This is a genomic window from Brevibacillus brevis (assembly GCF_001039275.2).
Classification (GTDB): Bacteria; Bacillota; Bacilli; order Brevibacillales; family Brevibacillaceae; genus Brevibacillus; species Brevibacillus brevis_C.
Genome location: NZ_CP030117.1, coordinates 1,137,501 through 1,158,565, shown reverse-complemented (window position 1 = coordinate 1,158,565; position 21,065 = coordinate 1,137,501). Strand labels below are relative to the sequence as shown.

The following is a 21,065-nucleotide window of genomic DNA, read 5'->3' as shown; positions in this document are numbered from 1 at the left end:
CCATTATTGCGAAAAGGAGTTCGTTGAAAATGCCTGATTCGGTGCGCACGAGAAAAGGAGCAAGTAAAGCCTCGCTCATCCCTGAAAATGTATTAGCACTCCTTCATGCTGGAGAATTAGAAAGCGTCAATTTGACTGAGTGGCAGGCTGTTGATCATATTCATCTGTTACGAAGCGTTCTGCCTCATGTTACGTTAGGCGCGTATGTCCCTCAACTTGTTGGTCACTTAGAAGAGACTGGTTCAACGAGCGGAATGAAAGCTATCCGTCTAATTGGACAAGAAGTGCTTACGATCTTACACAAATCGGGTGAATCCACAGCTACGTCTCCTGTTTTCCTATCGTTGACCACCCACAAGTCAGACAGTGTACGTTGCTGGAGCGCCTATATCATCGGTCTGGACAACACCTTATCGCTCGAAGAAAAGCTAAAGCAAATAAGAAAACTAGCAGCTGATCATCATTTTGGAGTAAGAGAGATCGCATGGATGGCGATTCGAGATTCTCTCGTGCATGATTTGAATCATTCCATTCAACTCCTGAACGAATGGGTACTTGATACCGACGAAAATATTCGCCGCTTTGCGGTAGAAGCCACACGCCCACGAGGGGTCTGGTGTAAGCATATTGACGCATTGAAAAATGAGCCTGCTCGCTGCCTGCCTTTACTCACGCAAGTGAAATCAGATGCATCTAAATATGTTCAAGATTCTGTAGGGAATTGGTTGAACGATGCGAGTAAATCACAACCAGACTGGGTAACGCAGCTTTGTGACGAGTGGCTAAGAATCTCTGATACAAAGGAAACGAAAAGAATTGTCACTAAAGCGAAAAGAACGATCCTGAAGACCCAAACCGAACAGAAATGATGAACCGAATCACATATTTATCCCAATTTTATTTGTTGAATTCATTATCCGAGGAAAGTTTGCGCTTAATTGATCAATTAACCTCTCTAACCCCTTTCCCCCAAAATACGTGCATTCAAACACCAGAAACTTTTTCAGAGGGCTTCTACTTCATCAAACAGGGGAAAGTACGTTTATATAAAGTAAATCGGGATGGGCGGCAGTTCACATTTGATATCCTCGGGGAAGGCAATGTGTTTGGAGAAATGGATTTGCTCTCATTAGGTACGAGGGAGATGTATATAGAAACCATCGAAGACTGCCTCATTTGTAAAATGAGCAAAGCAAAATTTGAGAGCTACATAATCGAACATCCTCAACTGATGATGAAGATCATGAAGCTCATTAGCGATAGAATGGTTTCGATCAGCCAGGCAGCCGAAAATCTTGCCCTTCTCCCTTTACAAGATCGCATTCTTTCCACGTTAGTAAAGCTTGCCGATCAATTTGGCAATCCCAGCAGTTCGGCGTTTCAAAAAATTGATTTACCTCTTTCCCATCAAGAACTCGCCCACTTTGTCGGGGCATCCAGGGAAGCTGTGACGGTAGCATTACGTGCTTTAGCAAGAGAAGAACTGATTCAAACAGGCTTTAAATCCATTTCCATTCATCGGGACAAAATTTTGAAGAAAATGTAATTCAGATTACATCTTTCCCTCCAAAAGAAAGATATCGTAAAGCTATGGCTTCTACTATTCTTTCGAAAAAGAGGGGAACGACATATGAATAAACCACATTTTCAGAGCCTGCGCGAAGAGCTAGATCATACAACCATTCAAATAGCAGACTTCCTCACTCGTGAAGTAACGGATGCATTTACAAGATCACTCGAGGAGCTGCGGACCTCTGGGCAGGCAAAGGGCTTGCCGATTGGTTCGATTGCGCCTGATTTTACGTTGAACGACCACACTGGCAAGACCTTTACCCTGTCGGAAGAAGTCGTAAAAGGTCCCGTCGTCCTCACATTTTTCCGTGGATCATGGTGCCCCTACTGCAATTTGGAGCTGCAAGCATACCAAAAACAGATCGATACGATAACCTCTCTGGGTGCCCAATTGCTTACCATTAGTCCACAATCTCCTGCACACTCTCTTACTATGCAAGAGAAAAACGAATTGAGCTTTCCTTTGTTATGCGATACCAATAACCAGGTGGCAGAAAAATATAAACTCAGATTCAGACTGCCTGATTATTTACAGGATACTTACCGATCATTGGATATTGATCTCAAGCATTTTAACAGTGACGATTCCTGGACGCTCCCCATTCCTGCTACTTATATCCTCAACAACCAGGGCGTAATCCGGTCAGCATGCTTAGATCCAGATTACAAAAAGAGAATGGAGCCTACTGAAGTTCTAGACATTCTGCAAACCATAACCTAAAGTCCCTAAAATGAAAAACCAGTTGAAACAGCAACTGGTTTTTTCGTACGTTCATACTTTATGAACAATTAGTTTCTTTTCCCTACCAAAACTTGACAAAGATATATCTTTTGGCTTATATTTTGCATGATTATGTCTAGCAAAATTCGACACGTTTTTACAAATTTTGCTAATAAATGCAAAAGGCAAAGTCATCGAAAGGTGGCGACGCAAAACCACGGGTCTACAGTCTTTGACCATGATAGCCGGGTTGCCATCATCTTGAGACCATTTTTTGATGTTGGTAGCTTCGGTTGTTCCATTTCGATGGAACGGCCTTTTTTGGTGTTTACATTTTTGAAAGGAGGATGAAAGCACTTTCATTTTCGTAACGGATGGAAAAACATAACTTTTGAGACGTCAAACATACACAACATGGTTCAATCAGAGAAAATGATGGAGTGGACAAGTTATGTACAAACAAGTAGAAACCGTACAAGAGTTAGCAAAATTTCATGAGATCAAAGAAACAGTATGGACAAGCATGGGCTTCGAGATGGAGTACGCGAAAGAAGGCTCGGCTCTGTTCCTCTTAATTGCCGAAGATGGTGAAGCAGGTGGAACATTTGAAATGACGCCCTTTTCCAAATCAAGTGCTTATATGAAATCACTTTTTCAGGATGTTGTTACAGAAGACATGAAAGTAATGGAGGTAGACAGTCTCGCTGTTTTGCCGAAATACCGTGGACAACTAGGGCAAAAAGGAATTTGCTTGATGATAGATTACGCTGAAAAGCATGGATATACCCACGCAATCGGGGTAGCAGATCCAACTTTTTTTACGTTCATCAACAAGAAGTATCATGTAAAGGCGACTCAGACCAAAGAAATCGTCTTTTACAAAGGGGCCGATGCCATTCCGACCCTCTTCCATCTAAAAGATGTCTATGACAATAAGCATGATCCGAAATATTCCTGGTACAATTCGTCGTCATCCAACCAAGTAAAAGTCGAGGTAGGTGGGTAAAACATGGATAACATTGATCTATTGAGAAGAAGAAATAATTGGGTCGTAATCGTATTCGCCAGTATTATTACGGTTGTTCAAGTCTTAAACCTCTTTCTAGGCGTACCGTACACATTCGTTTTCACGGTGCTGGGTATTTTGTATGGCGTGCTGGCACCTTTTACTTACATCTCCAATCGCCCGAGCTTCCGTGAAAAAGCAGCGCCCTTCATGAAGTTTTTCAACTTCGCCGTAATCGGGATCTTCATGTTCATCATAGTTGGACTGGACCCGCATATGATCAATATCATGACCATTATGTTCTTTGTAGCAGTCATGGGGATTTATCAAGACCGACTCATTAATATTTTGACGATTGTATCGACATTGGGCATTGTCTCTTACTACTTCCTGACACAGAGAGAAACGATTTTCCATTCGACAAGCAATCTTGATCTGATGTACTTCCTGCTTACCTTCTGCTTCGTCTCTGTCACGAGCATGATGCATGCTGTATTCAATAACAAGCTGCAAGAGGAAAGTGAGCAACAAAAGCAAGAAGCGATTGCCTCGAAGGAATCGTTGCAACGTGTTCTGGATCAGATCAACGAATCACTCACCTCTATGCAAGACTATCAAGAGAATTTGAACAAGGTGACGGACGGTGTAAATGTTCGCGCTGTCGAAACCGTCGCTTCCCTGCAAGACATTATGGAGTCCTTTACGATCCAAACCAGCAATACGGACGAGCTGCGTCGGGAAATGAGCTCGACGAATCTGCAAGTTGAGGACATGACCCGCTCTGTTACAGAGATGCATGAGTACGTAGAATCGACCAAAGAAGCCACTAGCGAGAGCGGCAAACGCATTGGCAACATCGGCAATGACTTTGAACGATTTATCACGGACATCCAAGGTACGAACCAGCTAATTCAAGAGCTCAATAAAGAAACCGAATCGATTGGGAAAATCATTCAAACCATTTCCGAGATTTCTGCACAAACCAATCTGTTGGCACTCAATGCCACGATTGAAGCGTCTCGCGCAGGCGAGCATGGCCGAGGATTTGCTGTCGTAGCAGATGAAGTACGCAAGCTGGCGGAATCCTCCAAGCTATCCTCAGAGTCGATCTCGAGCCTGCTGATGACCATTCGCGAAAAAATGAAGCTCGTATCGGATATGATTTCCGAGTCACAGACTTCTTTTGAGAAAAATAGCGAAGGCATCCTCGAAGTACAAGAAATGTTCACCAATGTAGACAACTACATGCAAAATTTTGCGGATAAAACGAAAAACCTGCAAGAGTTCATCGTCCATGTTCACAGCATGATTCAGGAAGTCGGCGCAAAAGTAGAAGTCAACGCAGATATTACCGACAAGAACAAAGAGAGCCTGGAAGAAGTACTTGTTCTCGTTTCTGAGCAAAAAGACGAAGTCGTTAAGGTTTCTGGCGGCTTTGAGAAAATCGAACAACAGATGCGTGGTCTCCATATGTAACCTTCCTGCAACCGCCTTTTATAGGCGGTTGTTTTCTTTTCTCATTTTGTAACCGAACAGATATATAATAAAAATATTCTGATATTTACAATCTCATACAATGAAAGGTGGCACATCATTGATGGATGCACGAATCGAAACAAAAACGATTCAGACCGATCGATTGCTCGTTTCCTATCTGACAGCAGGCGTACCGGAAGGAGAACCGCTTCTCCTCATTCACGGTAATGCATCAGCCAACTTGTTCTGGGATGATACCATTGCGGCTCTATGTGACCAGTACCGTGTATATGCACCTGATATGCGTGGCTATGGAGCAAGTGAAGCATTGCCTATCGATGCGACACGCGGTTTGCGAGACTGGTCGGATGACCTTCATTCGTTTATTCGGGCATTGGACTTGCCAACACCTGTCCATCTTGCCGGCTGGTCTTTGGGTGGAGGGATCGTGATGCAGTTTGCCATCGATCACCCACAGGAAGTCTGCTCCCTGATTCTAATCGCCCCCATGTCCCCTTACGGCTTTGGTGGAACCAAGGATATTGCTGGTACCCCGTGCTACAGCAGCTTCTCAGGCTCGGGTGGAGGAGCCGCCAACTCGGAGCTCGTCAAAAGGATAGCCGCTAAAGATATGAGTAGTGACTCCCCCTCCAGTCCTCGCAATGTCATGAATCAGCTTTATTTCAAGCCCCCATTCCAAGTTGGCCCTGAGCAGGAAGACCGTTATGTGAGCGCAATACTCTCTACAAGAACGGGAGAGGGCTTTTACCCCGGTGCTTTTGAATACGTAAACGATTGGCCCGGTGTTGCTCCTGGAACGACAGGGATTACGAATGCGATTTCTCCCAAATACGTAAATTTGTCCGGTATTGTCCAGATTGAGCCGAAATGCCCGATTTTATGGATTCGCGGTGCGGATGATGCCATTATCTCGGATCAGTCGCTTGCTGATTTCGGTACGCTGGGCAAGCTTGGCTATGTCCCCGGATGGCCAGGGGAAGACGAATATCCACCGCAGCCGATGGTCTCCCAAATTCGTGACGTGCTTGAACAATATCAGCGCGCTGGTGGTTCCTGTCAGGAGATTGTCATGGAAAATGTGGGGCACGCTCCACACATCGAGAAAGCAGAGGAGTTTATAGAGCTCATTCGAAAAACCGTCAGGGCATGACCCTGACGAGTAAAGTACCCAATTTTACACCTCATAGCTATTGAAGCCACATTTCTATTCCTGTCTTTCCAACGTCATTCACACAAAAGCTTACAAATAATGCTTTTGCCTCACTTGTTACTGGAACCCTTGTCTTTCTGCATGAATAAATTAAAAGTGCTAGCAAAATCACCAAAAGGAAGTGCAACAATTGGGACAAAGTTCAAGCTCAGCAAGTGAAAAGTATGATTATATCGTGATTGGTGCCGGAACTGCCGGAGGGGTAATCGCCAAGGAATTAACAGATGACAAGAAGACTTCTGTACTTGTTCTGGAAGCAGGTACAAATATGCCCAACCTGAGCGCTTCTCTTGAGGCAGCAGTGAATATGGCAGATGATAACAAGCTATCCTTCATAGCCGTCTCAAAAATCGAACAAGCGATTGGACGCCAGCTTCCGCTATGGAGTGGGAGAGTAATTGGTGGAAGCTCCGAACATAATTTTATGTATGCTGTCCGCGGAAGCCGCGAGCTTTATAATCAATGGGCAAAACTCGTCGGAGATCAATGGAGCTACGATAATATCCGCTCCTTATTCAAGAAAAACGAATCCTATTCGGGAGATACACAAAGCCCAAAAGAACGCGGTACAAAAGGCCCTATTTTTGTCAGACAGCAACAGATTCCGAATGGCGGGCTTATCCAAACATTAGCAGAAGCAACCTCTCAGGTTTTGGGTATCCCCATTGTCGAAGATTATAATACGGGCATACGAGATTGTACCTTTTTCCAATCACAATTTATTCAACAAGAAGTAGATGGGAAGTTTGTCCGTTCCTCCACCAGAGCCGGGTATTTAAATAACCAAATCGTGACACAGGGCAATGAGTTTCAGCCAGATGAATTCGGGATTGGAGGCAGAAAGTTAGTCATTTTCGGAAAAACAACCGTGAATAAAATCCTCTTTACAAATAACAAAAAAAAGAAAGTGCTGACTGCTGTCGGGGTTGAATTTGTACGAAACGGTGTGACACAAATCGCTTATGCGAAAAAAGGAATTATTGTCTCTGCTGGTAACTACTCCTCGGTTATCCTGCAACGATCAGGAATTGGCAGAACGACAGATTTAGCCCAAACAGGGATAGCTACATTAGTAGAGAGTCCAAATGTCGGTCACAATCTTCAGTCGCAGTATAGTATTGGCATGGGAATCGAGGTAAAAACAGACCGACTCCTTCCAGTATTAGCTGCTGACCCTGATCAGCCTGTAGCACTTGGTGCATTTAAAAAAGAAAACGGACCGAGTCGTCGCCTGCAAATATTAGGGCTTCCGTTACCATTCTTTGTCCCCATTCAAGATGTGCTTATCAATGGTTGGCAATTTGTTCCCACAAAGGAAAGCAATATCATGAGTATTGGCCTAGCAGACTTGAACCCCAAAAGTAAAGGTACGATTACGGTCGCACATAGTGATCCGGAAGCGTACCCATCGATCAAATTCAATGTCTTTGAAAATCCTGATGATCTAAACTTTTTGATAGACCAATATATCGAAATGTTCAAGGTGATCACGAAGGCTCGTGAACTCGATCCTGAGGGTATTTACAAGGTGGTATATCCTCCCGAGCCCCTATTCCATATACAGGATGAAGCAGAAAAGCGAAGCTTGCTCGCTGCTTATGTGAGAGCATCTTGTAGCATTTTCGCTCACTATGGTGGGCAATGTAAAATGGGAAAAAGCATTTCCGAGGGTGTTGTGGATGGGTACCTGAATGTATTTGGAACGGAAAATCTCAAAGTCGCTGATCTATCCATCGCCCCTATCTTACCTGACGGCAACACTTCCACACCGGCACAGATGATCGGTTTAAACGCAGTACGATTTATCCGTGAAGAGGCGAAAGACCATCGTGACGAGGATTGTGACGACGATGATGATTAATCTATACCATCCTATGTTGCTGTAGTCTCAACCGTTAAATTCCCGAGGCTCTACTCTTCCTTACAAAAAACCCATGATGATCTCCTGCGCAAATGAACCATCGTGCATTCATTTGACATGAATCAATCATGGGCTTCTTTTATCATCCATTCTCCCATATGTAACCAGGCTATTTCGGCGTTTCTTTCTCCGCTTTCGATACCTTCAAGTTAAATTCTCTTTCCTGCTCCTCAATAATCGCTCGATCCTCTGCGTTATCTCTCACTACTTTTTGTGTCAAAATCGATCCAACTGCTACCAGAAGCATACATGCGATATAATACCCCTTTTCGTGCAGCTGAAGACCTGTTGCATTGTATAAACCGATGGAAAATAGCAGGACACCTGCGCCCAATGTAAAGTATGCCAAGAAAGTGAAGGCTCCCGTGTTGCGCATCCGATGCTTTTGTGGATACATAGTAACACCCCTCACGTTTTGTTCATGTGGCTCATGCAAACAAATAGAAGTCAACCGGACGATTTCTCGCCCGGTTGTCTCTATGAATTACTTCACAGCTTCTTTCTTGCCAAAGAAAGTACGCAACGCCTTGTATACCTCGCCCTTTTCCCGAATGACACAATGCATGAATTTCGGCTCTTTGATGTGGCGATATGCTGACATGAGGGTGCTGTGCCTATTATACTGATTCACTTCGCCATAGCCGAACATGTTGCATCTCTCCATGAGCTCTTTCACCAGCTTTACGCAACGCTCATTGTCAGATGTGAGGTTGTCGCCATCGGAAAAATGGAACGGGTAAATGTTGTACTGCGATGTCGGGTAGCGGCTATCGATGATCTCCAACGCTTTTTTGTAAGCAGAGGAGCAGATCGTCCCCCCGCTTTCCCCTTTCGAGAAAAAGGTGTCCTCCGTTACTTCCTTCGCATCCGTATGATGGGCAATGAAGACGATCTCGACTTTTTCGTACTTGGTGCGCAGAAAACGTACCATCCAGAAGAAAAAGCTGCGGGCGATATACTTTTCAAACACGCCCATACTTCCCGACGTATCCATCATCGCAATAATGACAGCATTGGAATGAGGCTTGATGATCTCTTCCCACGTCTTGAAGCGCAGGTCATCATCGGTGATCCCCAGCTCCATATCACTGTAGCCTGCCAGCGCATTTCGGCGAATGGCCGCGATCAGGGTACGTTTTTTATCAATGTTGCCCATCAAGCCTTTTTTCCTGACATCATTGAACCGAGTCTCTTCTACGACGATTTGTTCCTCGTCTTTCTGTTGAAGGTTCGGCAGCTCCAGCTCGGCGAAAAGCATCTCCTGCAATTCTTCTACGCTGATTTCAGCCTCGTAGTAGTCTACACCCGGCTGATCACCTGCTCCCTGACCCTTTCCTGGCCCTTGCGCCGGATCGCCGTCACGGGCTACGACATCGCCTACTTTACTGTTTCCTTTACCTTGACCGCCATGTTTTCCCTTTTGGAAGTTAAAACGCAATCGGTATTCATCCAGGGAGCGAATAGGGATCTTAATGACTTCCCGACCATTCGACATGATGATGTTTTCTTCGCTGACGAGATCGGGCAGATTTTTTTTGATCGCTTCTTTCACTTTTTCCTGGTGTCGATTTTGGTCCTGGTACCCTTTGCGGTGCAGCGACCAGTCTTCCCGGGAGACAATGAACGATGATTCATCTTTCATGCCGTCTCCTCCTAGCAACTGGCGCAATCTGCGCCGAATATGACGTGCTCCTCATGTCGCCAACGTTCTGTCATCTGTTCAACAGGCTACCCACATAGCGCAGCAGCTCATTTGCGCAAACTGGGCAATATTGATGCTCTTCGATAAGTCGCTTGGTGACCTCATTAATCTTCTTGAGCTGATGCTCATCCGGTGTTTTGTTCGAGGTCGTAATCTTGACGACATCCTTCAGATCGGCAAACAGCTTCTTCTCGATAGCTTCCCGCAGACGATCATGCGTGCTGTAGTCAAACCGCTTCCCTTTACGCGCATAGGCCGAGATACGGATGAGAATTTCTTCACGGAAGGCCCGCTTTGCATTTTCCGAGATGCCAATTTGCTCCTCGATGGAACGCATCAGGCGCTCATCTGGATCCATCTCCTCACCTGTAACGGGGTCACGGATTTTATTCATATTGCAATAAGCTTCCACATTGTCTAAATAGTTATCCATGAGCGTTTTTGCCGACTCCTCGTAGCTGTAGACAAACGCCTTCTGCACTTCTTTTTTCGCCAGCTCGTCGTATTCCTTGCGCGCAATAGAGATGAAGTTCATATACCTCTCCCGCTGCTCCTTGGTGATAGATGGATGCTGGTCAAAGCCTTCTTTTAGCGCCCGAAGAATATCTAGCGCATTGATGCACTCCGTGTCGCGGCGGATCAGTGCACTGGAGATACGGTTGATGACATAACGGGGATCAATACCGGACATTCCTTCATCGGCATGCTCGTTACGCAGCTCTTCCAGATCGGCTCCCTTGAAGCCTTCCACCGATTCACCGTCATACAGCCGCATCTTTTTCAGCAGATCGGCCCCCTGTTTTTTCGATTCTTTTAGGCGGGTCATAATGGAAAAGACTGCTGCTGACCGGAGCGCATGCGGTGCAATATGCACATGCCCCAAGTCGGATTGCTTGATTAATTTCGCGTATATTTTTTCTTCGTCACTGACACGCAGATTATACGGCATCGGCATGACGATAATCCGAGATTGCAGTGCCTCATTTTTCTTATTCGCAATAAAAGCCTTGTACTCCGATTCGTTCGTATGCGCAACAATCAGCTCATCCGCAGAAATGAGGGCAAAACGACCTGCCTTGAAGTTTCCTTCCTGTGTCAGCGACAGGAGATGCCACAAAAATTTCTCGTCGCATTTCAGCATTTCCTGGAATTCCATTAATCCGCGATTGGCTTTGTTCAGCTCCCCATCAAAACGATACGCACGTGGGTCGGACTCAGAGCCGTACTTCGTAATCGTCGAAAAGTCGATACTCCCCGTCAAATCGGCAATATCCTGAGACTTCGGATCGGAAGGGCTAAATGTACCGATCCCGACACGATTGGCTTCGGAAAACAAAATCCGGCGAACAGGGAAATCCTCGATGCACCCTCCGTATTCGGTCTCCAACCTCATCCGGTTATAGGGCGTCAATTCTCCTTCAATCTTGATTCCCAGCTCTTCTTCTACCTCTGGACGCAGCTCATGCGGGATGAGATGAAGAGGTTCCTCGTGCATGGGGCAACCATCAAGTGCAAAGATCGCTCCGGCTTCCGTCCGAGAATACTCTTCCAGTCCTCGCTTTAGCATCGTTACGAGCGTAGACTTACCGCCACTGACAGGTCCCATCAAGAGCAAGATGCGCTTGCGGACATCCAGACGACGTGCAGCCGAGTGGAAATATTCCTCCACTAGGCGCTCAACAGAACGATCCAATCCGAAGATTTCTCGACTAAAAAATTGATACGAACGTGAGCCGTCCTCGTTCTCTTCAACCCCCGCGCTTTTAATCATGTTGTAGACGCGTGAGTGCGCCGTCTGGGCAATTTGCGGATTTTTACGTACCAGTTGCAAATATTCGGCGAATGTTCCTCTCCACATCAGGTTTTCTTCGCGGGCCCGGTGCTCAGCGATCCGTTTTAAAATGTCCATGTTCGACACTCCTCCCTCTTAAGCCCCTCTCTCTTCCCAACGACAATGTACTCTCATGTATATGTCCGCCTGCGGTCACGCATTCACGTGCAAGCCGTTTTCTCCGGTTGCCAACAGGCTCTTACAGCCTTTACATATGTGTATGCGAGACATCTGCACAAGTTTCAGCAATCTTCCCATAAAAATACGGCACATTGCTTTTTTACGGCTTGGAGGATTACGGAATTGTAAGGTTTAACGAGCGTAGCTGTAAGCTGATTCGATGGTTTGTAATCCCTTCTCCCCTGTAAAATACAATCATAAGCAGCATACACGGGCAGCCAATACGGATTGGCGTAAAATAACGGGAGGAACGAACATGGACATCCAAGTAGAACGCATTCAAGTGAAAAAAGGACTTTATTTGACCGGCATCGCAACCTTGGTGATTCTTTCGATATTTATTTACCAAGCAGTGACAGGAATGGAACTGGATACAGGAGAAATACTGAGTGTGCCCATTTCGCTTTGTGCCTTCTTGAAACTCGTGAACGACCATCGAAAATTATCACTTACGTAAGGGCACAACAGCTTTAATTCGTTTGCAAAGTGGGCAGGCTACGCTATAATGGGAGTAGTTTGTTTACGAAAGGAGCTGTCAACCGTGGGTACATTTATCGTAGCATTGGTCTTCGGAGCTTTTCTGTTTTTCATTCTGACAGCTGGCTACAACGAGGACAAAACCTGGAACATGTAAAGATCATCCAGGGAAAAAAGCAGGCTGCCGCTTATGGCAACCTGCTTTTTTTGTTTTCTTGTTATTTCTTATTCTCTTTCTTTTCTGCTTTCTTCGCTTCGATTTCAGCTTTGATTTCTTTTGCGCTCTTTCCTGCTGTGTCAACGCCCCACTTGGCTGCCTTTTCTTTCAGGTTCTCGAGCTGTTCTTGCTTCTTCGCTTCTTTTGCTGCCTTTTTCTCAGCGTTTGCTGCTTTTTTTGCTACTTTTGCTTCTTTAATAGCCGCTTTTACTTCCTTCGCCGTCTTACCTGCCGTGTCAACGCCCAGCTTCACAGCTTTATCCTTTAGCTTGACGAGTTGTTCTTGCTTCTTCGCTTCTTTTGCTGCTTTTTTCTCAGCGTTTTCTGCTTTCTTTGCCGCTTTTGCTTCTTGAATGGCTGCTTTTACTTCCTTATTTGTTTTATCTGTGGTTTCTACGCCCCACTTGGTAGCCTTCGCGTTCAGTTTTGCTCTGTTTTCTTCCTTTTTCTCCGCTTTCGAGTGGGTTACTGTAGCATCCGCTCCTGTATCTGCCGCACTCACAACAGAGATACCGCTAAACAGCAAAGTAGCCATTACCAGAGATGAAATAATTTTTTTCATACAGATTTCCTCCTTTTATTATGTAAAACGTGGTCGTACAACACCTAGCCTACCTGATGATTTTGGGAAAAGTATGTGAAAAAGCAGGCTTGACCATTTTTTCAAACGGACAGCCTGCTTCTCGCCTATTCTTTCATAGTCATTCCTTAACCTGCAAACACACCGCTTTTTTCAGAAATCGCTGTAAACAGCTCTTCTAATGATCCCCGCTGATCTACCAAATACTGAGGCTCACCTCGGTCTTCCATCCAATTGGTTACCAAAAACGTTTTCATTCCCAGCTTGGATGCGACCATGTCCTCCTGCATGTGATTTCCCACCATGACACAGTCTGTCGGTTCCACCCCGAGCTTTTGACAAATCTCCTTGTAATAACCAGGATTCGGCTTCGTGAAATGCGACTCCTCGTAGACGGTGACCAGCTCGAAATCATCCGGGGACATCCCGATCCAAGCGAGGCGATGGTGAATCGCATCACGCGGGAAAACAGGATTCGTCGCTACTGCAACCCGGAATCCTTGCTCTTTGGCGGCAGCAATAATCTGCTTTGCCCATGGCGAAGGATACGTCAGGTGAGAAAGTGTCGGAAATACATCGCGATAAAACGAATCGAACAGAGGCCATATTTCCTCCCGATCCCACTCACTATGTTCCGTAAAATGTTCGATAAAAACTTGCTCGTTCGTCTTGTCAGGCTCTTGGTTCATGATCATTGCCTTGGTCGCATCCCAAATCAGCGCCAACAGCTTTTCGGTATCGTACTTATCTCCGACATGACGGCCTACTTCAACCAAGTAACTTTTGACAAAGGGTTCTGTCTGCATCTCTAATAACGTACCGTCCAAATCAAACAGGATGGTGTTCACAGTCATAATGGATTTCTCCCTCCCAAATGCCTTACGATAGCGATGGAAAACCTAACTGACGAAGTCCTTCAAACAAGACAATCGCTGCACAATTGGACAGGTTCACAGAACGGGTCGCACCGCTCATCGGAATACGAATAGTTTGTTCCCGATATTTTTCTGTGAGCTCTTCCGGCAAGCCCGTCGTCTCCTTGCCCAAGATAATGTAGTCGCCATCCCGGAAAGAAACGTCCGTATACAACTTTTCCCCCCAGGTCTCCACAAAGTAAAAGGTACCCGCCCCTTCCCCTTGTGCCGCAGCAAAGTGCTCAAAGCTCTCATGATGGTGAACGTTAACCGCATGCCAATAATCGAGACCAGCCCGCTTCAGGTAACGATCGTCCGTCGAAAATCCGAGCGGATGAATCAAATGCAGATGCGCTCCTGTCGCTGCACATGAACGGGCGATGTTTCCTGTGTTGGCCGGAATAAGCGGCTCATGCAAAACAATATGTAACGGCATATCTGAAAATCTCCTTGTAAATTGCGAACTTGATACCTGTACTCGTCCTATTATACCACCGTGCCCAGCTTCTGTAACAAATGGAGTGCCTGCTGCATCTAATCAGAAAACTTTGGCTGTTGAAGGAGTGACGATTAGATGGGGACACCTATTTCATTTGGGCGACGCCTTGTCGCACATGTGAGCATCGTGAGTTTGATCCTGTTAAGCGCCAGTTGGATGTGGACTGAGTTTTCTTCGTTCCCTGCACTGGAAGCATGGAGCATGCTTCTCGGCTATCTCTCATTTATTTTGATTGGCTGCACCTTGCTGATTGGTCCACTCCAGTCCTGGCTCCCTGCTGGCTGGATGGCCGTCAGCTTGTCCATCCGTCGAGATATCGGCATATGGGCTGGGCTAACTGGACTGTTGCACGTCATTCTTGTACTCGTCCTTTTTGAAGGTGAGCCCCGCCTGATGATCATACATGAAAATCGTTCTGAAAAGGCTGATGGCTGGCTGGGTCTGTTCTTTTTCGCTTCCTCTGATCCAACCATGTGGCCATCTCCCAACTGGACCCTTACAGGCGTTGCGAACTACCTTGGGCTGCTTGCTTTTTTCGTTCTACTAGCCCTGTGGCTGACTTCTTCTGCTCAGGCAGAGAAATGGCTGGGTGGCTCCAGTTGGAAAAGGCTTCATCTCGCCAATCCATGGCTTTTTATCATCATCTTGATCCATGGCTTGATTTACATTCAATCCATTAAAGGAGAACCGCATACCTTTTCAGACATGCTCGTTTTCGCAGCTATAATTTGGATGATTCGCGGCATCTCTTTTATACGAAGAGCTTTTTTTCGCTAGCGGCAATTATACCCCTCTTATATGAAAGAAGGCATAGCGCATTTTGGGCGTATAGGCTGTAGAATCCTCATATGCCCAATAACGCATGCTGCTATCTGTCGTATGGGCATTCACTAACGGCATCTGATTCGCGTCTTTTGCGACCACGATCGTATTATGTTGAAAACGTCCATCCCCGTTAAAGTCATAACAAATGATATCACCTGGAACCAATTCGGCCGCAGAGCTTTTCGTAACCGCCCGCATAGGTGGTCCACCCGATTTCAAAAGCAAATACAAGCTATGCGCCACCGTCCAGCTATAGCTCCAAGAGGCACCTTTTCCCGTGCGAATCCACCAGCCCTTGCCCATCTCTTTCGACATCAGCATAGGGATTCCGCCAGCGTGTAAACATTGCGAAATAAAATTCGTACAGTCATCCGTAAAACGAGGGTACACGGGATTGGTCGTATTCCAGTAGCGTTCCGCATACGCGACTGCATTTGCAGCGTTGTACCCTCCCGCTCCATGCACTATCAGCATAGGCTGGTCAATGGCATCCTCGACGCCTGACACAACGATGATAGGCTCCTCCTCTTCTTCGATGACCAATTTTTGATCCCCATTCGACTCCCTTGCCCCGATTATCGACCATTTTTCATTCGTTTTGAGCAATTGGAGCTGGAACAATCGCTTGTTTGTCTCTTTATACTTGGTATGCTTGATCCCCAGTGTTTTATTTTCTTGCCATTGAACTGTTATTTCCATGGTGGCATCGGTATTTACCCAGCACATGGGCGTTACTTGTCCCTGGACAGCCAATAATTTGACTCCCCGCTCCTCGATTTTCCGCTTCTCCCGGTTCAGTCGATCCCATTCATCCTGTACGCCAGACTCTCCTGTGCAATAAAAAGGCAACAGCCGCTCATACTTTCCGTCCATAGATGACTGGTGAACTGCTTGAAAGTATTGCTGAACGAATTCACGCCACTCCACTTTCCTCTCCTCCTTTCCGCCTCCAGACTGCAACATAGACTCATGAACCGTTCGTCTCAATGAAGAATATGTCGCTAGTGGGGCATTCAGAAGAAAAAGAAAAGCTGCCCGAGCAAGCAGACAGCTTATTAGGAAGAAGCGTGAGCAAATAGTGGACCTTCTTCTAAGGACAGCAAATATTCTTTAATGGATAACCCACCGCCGTATCCGACCAAGGCACCATTCGAGCCAATGACACGATGGCACGGTATAATGACAGGAATCGGATTGCGATTGTTCGCACCACCAATGGCCCGAACAGCTTTCGCCGCTCCAATAGCCAAGGCAATATCTTTGTAAGAACGAGTTTCTCCATAGGGGATGTTCGATAGCTCATTCCATACAGACTTTTGAAAGGGAGTACCGTACAATACGGTTGGAACATCAAACGTCTTTCGCTTGCCTGCAAAATACTCATCTAATTGTTTTTTGGCAGACTCATTGATCGAATCGTTGCGCGTCGGGGTAATTCCTAAAAACGTTTTTTTGCACCAGCGCACAAGTGGCGCCAATCCGTCTTGTTCATTGGCAAACTGAATGTAGCACAGCCCTTCTTCTGTAGAAGCCAAGAGCAATGGTCCAATCGGTGAATCCATCATGGTATAGCCTAATTCCTTTGCCATTTTCTACGTCCTCCCTCTCTCTTTCAAGCTAAGCCTGTGAACGAATCATGCTCATACCTTTTTCTATCTCTTCCACCACTTCTGGTAACGCCTCTTTTGCTTTTGCGGTAATGAGCGCTTCGTGTGCCTGCTCTCCTCCGATTTTTCCTAGTGCCCATGCAGCAGTTCCACGAATGACTGGACGAGGGTCTTCGAACAAAAGACGTTCCAAGTGAGGAACAGCCGTCCGATCCTTGAAATGTGCAAGCGCTAGTATCGTATTGCGCTGAATGGGCTTTTTGCCCCTCCAAGATGAAGAAGATTGGCCGAACTTTTCCTTGAACTCCTTATTGCTCATCTGAAGCAGCGGAATCAGCAAAGGCTTGGCAATCTCCGGATCAGGCTGAAATTCAGCATGATGGTTGTTGTCGATGCGACGATTCTTAGGACATACCGTCTGACAAGTGTCGCAACCATACAGCCGATTTCCGATTTTCGCGCGAAATTCATCTGGAATAAAGTCTTTTACCTGAGTCAAATACGCAACACATCGCTGTGCATCAAGCTGCCCGCCCTGAATCAAGGCTCCGGTCGGACAAGCGTCTACACATATGTTACAGTCGCCACAGCCTTCTTCGATCGGTAGGTCGCTTGGCAACGGAAGATTCGTTACAAGCTCCCCCAAGTACACCCATGATCCGAACTCCGGCGTTATGATGGCACAGTTTTTTCCTACAAATCCAATCCCAGCCCGTTCGGCAACCGCACGATCAGACAATGCTCCCGTGTCTACCATAGATTCGATCCGAGCCCCTGGCTCCAGCTCCATAATGAAACGAGTCAGCTTGTCCAGCTTGTCGCGCAGAACGTGATGGTAATCGGTTCCCCATGCCGCACGGCACAAGATTCCCCGATACGCACCCGGCTCTGATTTTGGTGGATTTTTGAGCTTGGATGGATAGGCCAGTGCTATAGAAATCAGCGAACGTGCCCCGTCCAACAACAGTTCCGGGTTCGTCCTCTTTTCTAAATCAGGCTCTTCAAATCCAGATTCATAACCCTTTTCCCGGTGTACAAGAAGCCGTTCTTTTAAGGTCATGAATGGGTCGGCACTGGCAAACCCGATCTTATCGATTCCGATTTTCTTGGCATAGTCAATGATGGACTGCTTTGTCTGCTCCCAGTACTGCAAATCGTTCACAGCTGTTTAATCGCTCCTGTCGCCAATTCGTCGCAGCGGTTATTCCATTTGTTGTCGGCGTGTCCTTTGACTTTTACGTACTCTACCTTGTGGGTGTCCATCAATTGCAGCAGTTCTTTCCATAAATCCTGATTCTCCACCTGCTGGCCTTTGCTGTTTTTCCAACCGTTTTTCAGCCAACCTTTATACCAGCCTTGTTTAAAGCAGTTAACCAAGTATGCACTATCGCTGTACAACGTCACCTTACAAGGCTCCTTCAATGTAGAGAGAGCCTTGATGGCCGCCAACAGCTCCATTCTGTTATTCGTTGTATGTGGTTCGGCACCGGACATTTCCTTGATGTGTTGGCCGTACATCAGTACAGCTCCCCAACCACCTGGTCCTGGATTGCCGGAACAAGCTCCGTCTGTATAAATATCAACCTCACGCATCGTCATCGTCAGGGGTTCCCTCCTCTGTTCTCTTCTATTGTATCGAAGCTTAGTCGCTTCCACAAAAATTTTTTGTTATACTACCAAAAATAGGTTTAGTAAGGGGTGTCTATAGATGCAAGTTCAGCTAGATTCTTCCGTATCCGAGCGTCTGCCGCAATTTTCTCTCGGCATTTTACAATACAGCAATGCTTCCGTCAGTGACTCCCCTAAAATGCTGCAAGGACGCATTAATTATTATGTGGAGAGCTTGCGGCTGGAGCACGATACTGCAAACCTGACAGAAATCGAAGGCGTCCGTGAGTGGAGGGCCTGCTTTAAGCAAGTTGGCATTGATCCATCCAGATACCGCCCTTCCTCTGAAGCATTACTGCGTCGACTGCTACAGGGAAATCCTTTTTTCTGGATCAACAGCGCTGTTGATGTTAATAATTTTTTCTCGGTTTTGCACGCTCTTCCATTTGGGATTTATGACATCGATCACTTAACGGGTGATATTACTTGTCGCCTCGGCCATGCCGATGATGTCTATGAAGGATTAAATGGACGCGAAGTCAACATGGAAGGGAAGCTGCTACTCGCTGATAGTAACGGCGCATTTGGGAGTCCCATCGTCGATTCCAAGCGCTCGTGTGTAACGGAGCAAAGCCGCACACTGCTCCAAGTCATCTTTTTCCACGAAAAAATGGAACCATCTAAAAAAGAAGAAATCGTAGGTTCAGTTGGTCGCATGTTTACAGAAATCAACGGCGGCGAGCTGACTCACTCCTCTATTGTTACCGCCTAAGAAAAAGACGGCCCGTCATGCAGCCTGGCCGTCTTTTTCTACGCTGTCTTCCTTTTTTCTAAAAACAATATGTTCTAGGACCAGGCACACAATAACTCCGAGCAATAAGCCATTGCCGAACAAAAAGCTGGCTAATGCCGGAAGTTGCTGCCAAGCTACAGCAGGTACGAACATGACTCCGATCCCGACCAGCAGCGAGCTGCCCCCAACAATAATCGTACGTTCGTCCATCTTCACATTCACATAATCCTTCAACCCGAAGCCAAGCAGTTGCGTATAGGAAATAAACATTGCCGCATATGCCACTGGAGTAGGCAAAGCCGCCAAAAAATGAGCAACAGTGGGAATCAGCCCAATCAACATCATCCCCAGCATCGCTATCACAAATGGCAGGCGTGAAGCCATTTTCGTCGTTTGAATAACCGCTGCTGCCAAGGAAAGGGGAATCATACCAACCACACCGCTCAATCCTGACAGAAAGTGGGATACTCCTGTAAAAATACCACCGCGGTTGTACTGCCTTTCAGTAGGCACAGTGTCTGTCGCTTTTCCCATGACCGCCAAACTCGTCATGAGGTTTGTCAACAGAACGAATCCTGTCAGCATACTTGTTAATACAACGCCCCAATCCCAGCGTGGGGGTCCCCAAAAGAAAATAGAAGGCCATGAAAATAATTGCTCCGTAGGTCGGACAGGTTCTGTCCATCCAAGAAGAGCGTACACGATCCAGCCACCAACCATGCCAAACAAAACGGCAAAACTGGAGAATCGCTTGGTCCGCATAATAAACACAACAAGGGCTACGATCCCTATGGACACAAGTGCTACACCCGGTTGTACCTCTTTTGAATGCTGAAAACCAATACCGAGCATACCCGTGAGAATGTTACTACACAAAGAAACAGCAAGCAAAATCATATATGTCCCTGAAACCAGCGGCGTAAACCATTTCTGTAATTTGCCAATCCAGCCTAATAAACCAAAAATGAAAAAGAGTAGACCTGCTAATATCATCCCCACTTGAAAGGATTGACCAATTTCTTGTGGATGAAGACCCATGCTCGTTCCGAGTTGAGCCAAAATGATAAAGATTCCCCACCATAATCCAGCCGGTCCTTCTATCATCGGATAGCGGTGTCCAATCCATACTTGCAGTAGTGACGCGAGTCCAATGTAAAACATGGTCTGCTGCATCAGCTTTCCAATTTCATTAGCCTGCAAGCCGTACATATCTCCAATCATTAGTGGTACCGCCACACTGCTGGAAACAGTTACAATCATCCATTGCAATACGGACAGCGTCGTGATCCCCATTGGCGGCTTGTCTTGCAGTTTGTAAAACACCTCAACCACCTCGTCCTTTTGCGTATACAAGTTGTCTATTTCCCTGTCTACACTATGTGCTTATTAAAGCAGAAAAAAACCCTAATCATCAAGATTTCTTGACATTCAGGGTTAGCTTGTAAAAGTATGGTGCCGGTGAAGGGACTTGAACCCCCACGGTTTCCCTCACGATTTTGAGTCGCGCGCGTCTGCCATTCCGCCACACCGGCAAGTACTATGGAGGAGGCACCCGGATTTGAACCGGGGATAAGGGTTTTGCAGACCCGTGCCTTACCCCTTGGCTATGCCTCCATGATATAAGGTGAAACAATTTGAGAAATGGAGCGGACGAAGGGTCTCGAACCCTCGACCTTCGCCTTGGCAAGGCGACGCTCTACCAATTGAGCTACGTCCGCATATTAATGGCTGGGGTACTAGGATTTGAACCTAGGAATGACGGAGTCAAAGTCCGTTGCCTTACCGCTTGGCTATACCCCAATAAGTAATCCCCAACTATAAATTTATGGGGCGATCGATGGGACTTGAACCCACGAGTGCCGGAGCCACAATCCGGTGCGTTAACCCCTTCGCCACGACCGCCAT

Annotated in this window: 21 protein-coding genes, 5 tRNA genes and 1 riboswitch; of the genes, 10 read left to right on the top strand and 16 right to left on the bottom strand. The window is 46.4% G+C overall.

Going from position 1 to position 21,065, the window contains the following annotated elements; genetic code table 11:
- The first annotated feature begins 29 nt into the window (after window positions 1–29).
- From AB432_RS06075 to AB432_RS06045, 7 genes are all read left to right on the top strand, one after another.
- Window positions 30–869, top strand: a complete 840-nt coding sequence (locus AB432_RS06075) for a DNA alkylation repair protein (protein WP_048031471.1) — start codon at window positions 30–32, stop codon at window positions 867–869.
- Entirely contained in the window at window positions 869–1,546 is a 678-nt protein-coding gene (locus AB432_RS06070; protein WP_048035714.1) for a Crp/Fnr family transcriptional regulator, read from the top strand. Before AB432_RS06075 ends, AB432_RS06070 begins: the two co-directional genes overlap by 1 nt.
- 84 nt (window positions 1,547–1,630) lie before the next feature.
- Window positions 1,631–2,293, top strand: a complete 663-nt coding sequence (locus tag AB432_RS06065) for a peroxiredoxin-like family protein (RefSeq protein ID WP_048031470.1) — start codon at window positions 1,631–1,633, stop codon at window positions 2,291–2,293.
- A gap of 174 nt (window positions 2,294–2,467) precedes the next feature.
- Window positions 2,468–2,551, top strand: a riboswitch (cyclic di-GMP riboswitch).
- Window positions 2,552–2,744: 193 nt separating this feature from the next.
- A complete protein-coding gene (locus AB432_RS06060; protein WP_048031469.1) occupies window positions 2,745–3,299 on the top strand; it encodes a GNAT family N-acetyltransferase in 555 nt (184 codons plus the stop codon).
- A 3-nt stretch (window positions 3,300–3,302) separates the two neighbouring features.
- Window positions 3,303–4,775, top strand: coding sequence for a methyl-accepting chemotaxis protein (locus tag AB432_RS06055; RefSeq protein WP_048031468.1), 1,473 nt, complete (start codon window positions 3,303–3,305; stop codon window positions 4,773–4,775).
- Window positions 4,776–4,896: 121 nt separating this feature from the next.
- On the top strand, window positions 4,897–5,946 hold the full coding sequence (locus AB432_RS06050; protein WP_048031467.1) for an alpha/beta hydrolase: 1,050 nt from the start codon (window positions 4,897–4,899) through the stop codon (window positions 5,944–5,946).
- Between the two features lie 190 nt (window positions 5,947–6,136).
- Window positions 6,137–7,867, top strand: a complete 1,731-nt coding sequence (locus AB432_RS06045; RefSeq protein WP_048031466.1) for a GMC family oxidoreductase — start codon at window positions 6,137–6,139, stop codon at window positions 7,865–7,867.
- A 169-nt stretch (window positions 7,868–8,036) separates the two neighbouring features.
- On the opposite strand, the gene AB432_RS06040 is transcribed toward AB432_RS06045, so the two are convergent.
- The 3 genes from AB432_RS06040 to AB432_RS06030 form a co-directional block, all read right to left on the bottom strand.
- Window positions 8,037–8,324 carry a YiaA/YiaB family inner membrane protein gene (locus AB432_RS06040; RefSeq protein WP_047070376.1) on the bottom strand — a complete coding sequence of 96 codons (288 nt, stop codon included), beginning with the start codon at window positions 8,322–8,324 and terminating at the stop codon, window positions 8,037–8,039.
- An 87-nt stretch (window positions 8,325–8,411) separates the two neighbouring features.
- Window positions 8,412–9,569, bottom strand: coding sequence for a sporulation protein YhbH (gene yhbH / locus AB432_RS06035; protein ID WP_017251936.1), 1,158 nt, complete (start codon window positions 9,567–9,569; stop codon window positions 8,412–8,414).
- Between the two features lie 70 nt (window positions 9,570–9,639).
- The gene (locus AB432_RS06030) at window positions 9,640–11,538 is read right to left on the bottom strand and encodes a PrkA family serine protein kinase (RefSeq protein WP_048031465.1); all 1,899 of its coding nucleotides are present in this window, start codon (window positions 11,536–11,538) and stop codon (window positions 9,640–9,642) included.
- A 358-nt stretch (window positions 11,539–11,896) separates the two neighbouring features.
- Between AB432_RS06030 and AB432_RS06025 the strand changes: the two genes are divergently transcribed.
- Window positions 11,897–12,097: a hypothetical protein gene (locus AB432_RS06025; protein ID WP_048031464.1), complete on the top strand. Its 201-nt coding sequence runs from the start codon at window positions 11,897–11,899 to the stop codon at window positions 12,095–12,097.
- Window positions 12,098–12,335: 238 nt separating this feature from the next.
- Here the strand turns inward: AB432_RS06025 and AB432_RS06020 are convergent, their stop codons facing one another.
- The 3 genes from AB432_RS06020 to trmL form a co-directional block, all read right to left on the bottom strand.
- On the bottom strand, window positions 12,336–12,896 hold the full coding sequence (locus tag AB432_RS06020) for a hypothetical protein (RefSeq protein WP_048031463.1): 561 nt from the start codon (window positions 12,894–12,896) through the stop codon (window positions 12,336–12,338).
- 146 nt (window positions 12,897–13,042) lie between these two features.
- Window positions 13,043–13,768, bottom strand: coding sequence for an HAD family hydrolase (locus tag AB432_RS06015; protein WP_048031462.1), 726 nt, complete (start codon window positions 13,766–13,768; stop codon window positions 13,043–13,045).
- Window positions 13,769–13,793: 25 nt separating this feature from the next.
- On the bottom strand, window positions 13,794–14,264 hold the full coding sequence (gene trmL, locus AB432_RS06010) for a tRNA (uridine(34)/cytosine(34)/5-carboxymethylaminomethyluridine(34)-2'-O)-methyltransferase TrmL (RefSeq protein WP_048031461.1): 471 nt from the start codon (window positions 14,262–14,264) through the stop codon (window positions 13,794–13,796).
- Window positions 14,265–14,402: 138 nt separating this feature from the next.
- Between trmL and AB432_RS06005 the strand changes: the two genes are divergently transcribed.
- Entirely contained in the window at window positions 14,403–15,104 is a 702-nt protein-coding gene (locus AB432_RS06005; protein WP_048031460.1) for a ferric reductase-like transmembrane domain-containing protein, read from the top strand.
- Window positions 15,105–15,110: 6 nt separating this feature from the next.
- On the opposite strand, the gene AB432_RS06000 is transcribed toward AB432_RS06005, so the two are convergent.
- From AB432_RS06000 to rnhA, 4 genes are all read right to left on the bottom strand, one after another.
- Window positions 15,111–16,079 (bottom strand): amidase domain-containing protein, encoded by a 969-nt coding sequence (locus AB432_RS06000; protein ID WP_048031459.1) that lies wholly within the window; start codon window positions 16,077–16,079, stop codon window positions 15,111–15,113.
- 128 nt (window positions 16,080–16,207) lie between these two features.
- A complete protein-coding gene (locus AB432_RS05995) occupies window positions 16,208–16,741 on the bottom strand; it encodes a methylated-DNA--[protein]-cysteine S-methyltransferase (RefSeq protein WP_048031458.1) in 534 nt (177 codons plus the stop codon).
- 28 nt (window positions 16,742–16,769) lie between these two features.
- Entirely contained in the window at window positions 16,770–17,921 is a 1,152-nt protein-coding gene (gene queG, locus AB432_RS05990) for a tRNA epoxyqueuosine(34) reductase QueG (RefSeq protein WP_048031457.1), read from the bottom strand.
- On the bottom strand, window positions 17,918–18,352 hold the full coding sequence (rnhA, locus tag AB432_RS05985; protein ID WP_173630755.1) for a ribonuclease HI: 435 nt from the start codon (window positions 18,350–18,352) through the stop codon (window positions 17,918–17,920). Before rnhA ends, queG begins: the two co-directional genes overlap by 4 nt.
- Before the next feature lie 115 nt (window positions 18,353–18,467).
- Between rnhA and AB432_RS05980 the strand changes: the two genes are divergently transcribed.
- The gene (locus AB432_RS05980; protein WP_048031456.1) at window positions 18,468–19,139 is read left to right on the top strand and encodes a B3/B4 domain-containing protein; all 672 of its coding nucleotides are present in this window, start codon (window positions 18,468–18,470) and stop codon (window positions 19,137–19,139) included.
- A 15-nt stretch (window positions 19,140–19,154) separates the two neighbouring features.
- On the opposite strand, the gene AB432_RS05975 is transcribed toward AB432_RS05980, so the two are convergent.
- The 6 genes from AB432_RS05975 to AB432_RS05950 form a co-directional block, all read right to left on the bottom strand.
- Window positions 19,155–20,483, bottom strand: a complete 1,329-nt coding sequence (locus AB432_RS05975) for a purine/pyrimidine permease (protein ID WP_048035713.1) — start codon at window positions 20,481–20,483, stop codon at window positions 19,155–19,157.
- Window positions 20,484–20,610: 127 nt separating this feature from the next.
- Window positions 20,611–20,692, bottom strand: a tRNA-Leu gene (locus tag AB432_RS05970).
- Window positions 20,693–20,700: 8 nt separating this feature from the next.
- Window positions 20,701–20,774, bottom strand: a tRNA-Cys gene (locus AB432_RS05965).
- 28 nt (window positions 20,775–20,802) lie between these two features.
- Window positions 20,803–20,878: transfer RNA gene (locus AB432_RS05960), tRNA-Gly, on the bottom strand.
- 7 nt (window positions 20,879–20,885) lie between these two features.
- Window positions 20,886–20,960: transfer RNA gene (locus AB432_RS05955), tRNA-Gln, on the bottom strand.
- A gap of 26 nt (window positions 20,961–20,986) precedes the next feature.
- Window positions 20,987–21,062 (bottom strand) — tRNA-His (locus AB432_RS05950).
- Between the last annotated feature and the right edge of the window lie 3 nt (window positions 21,063–21,065).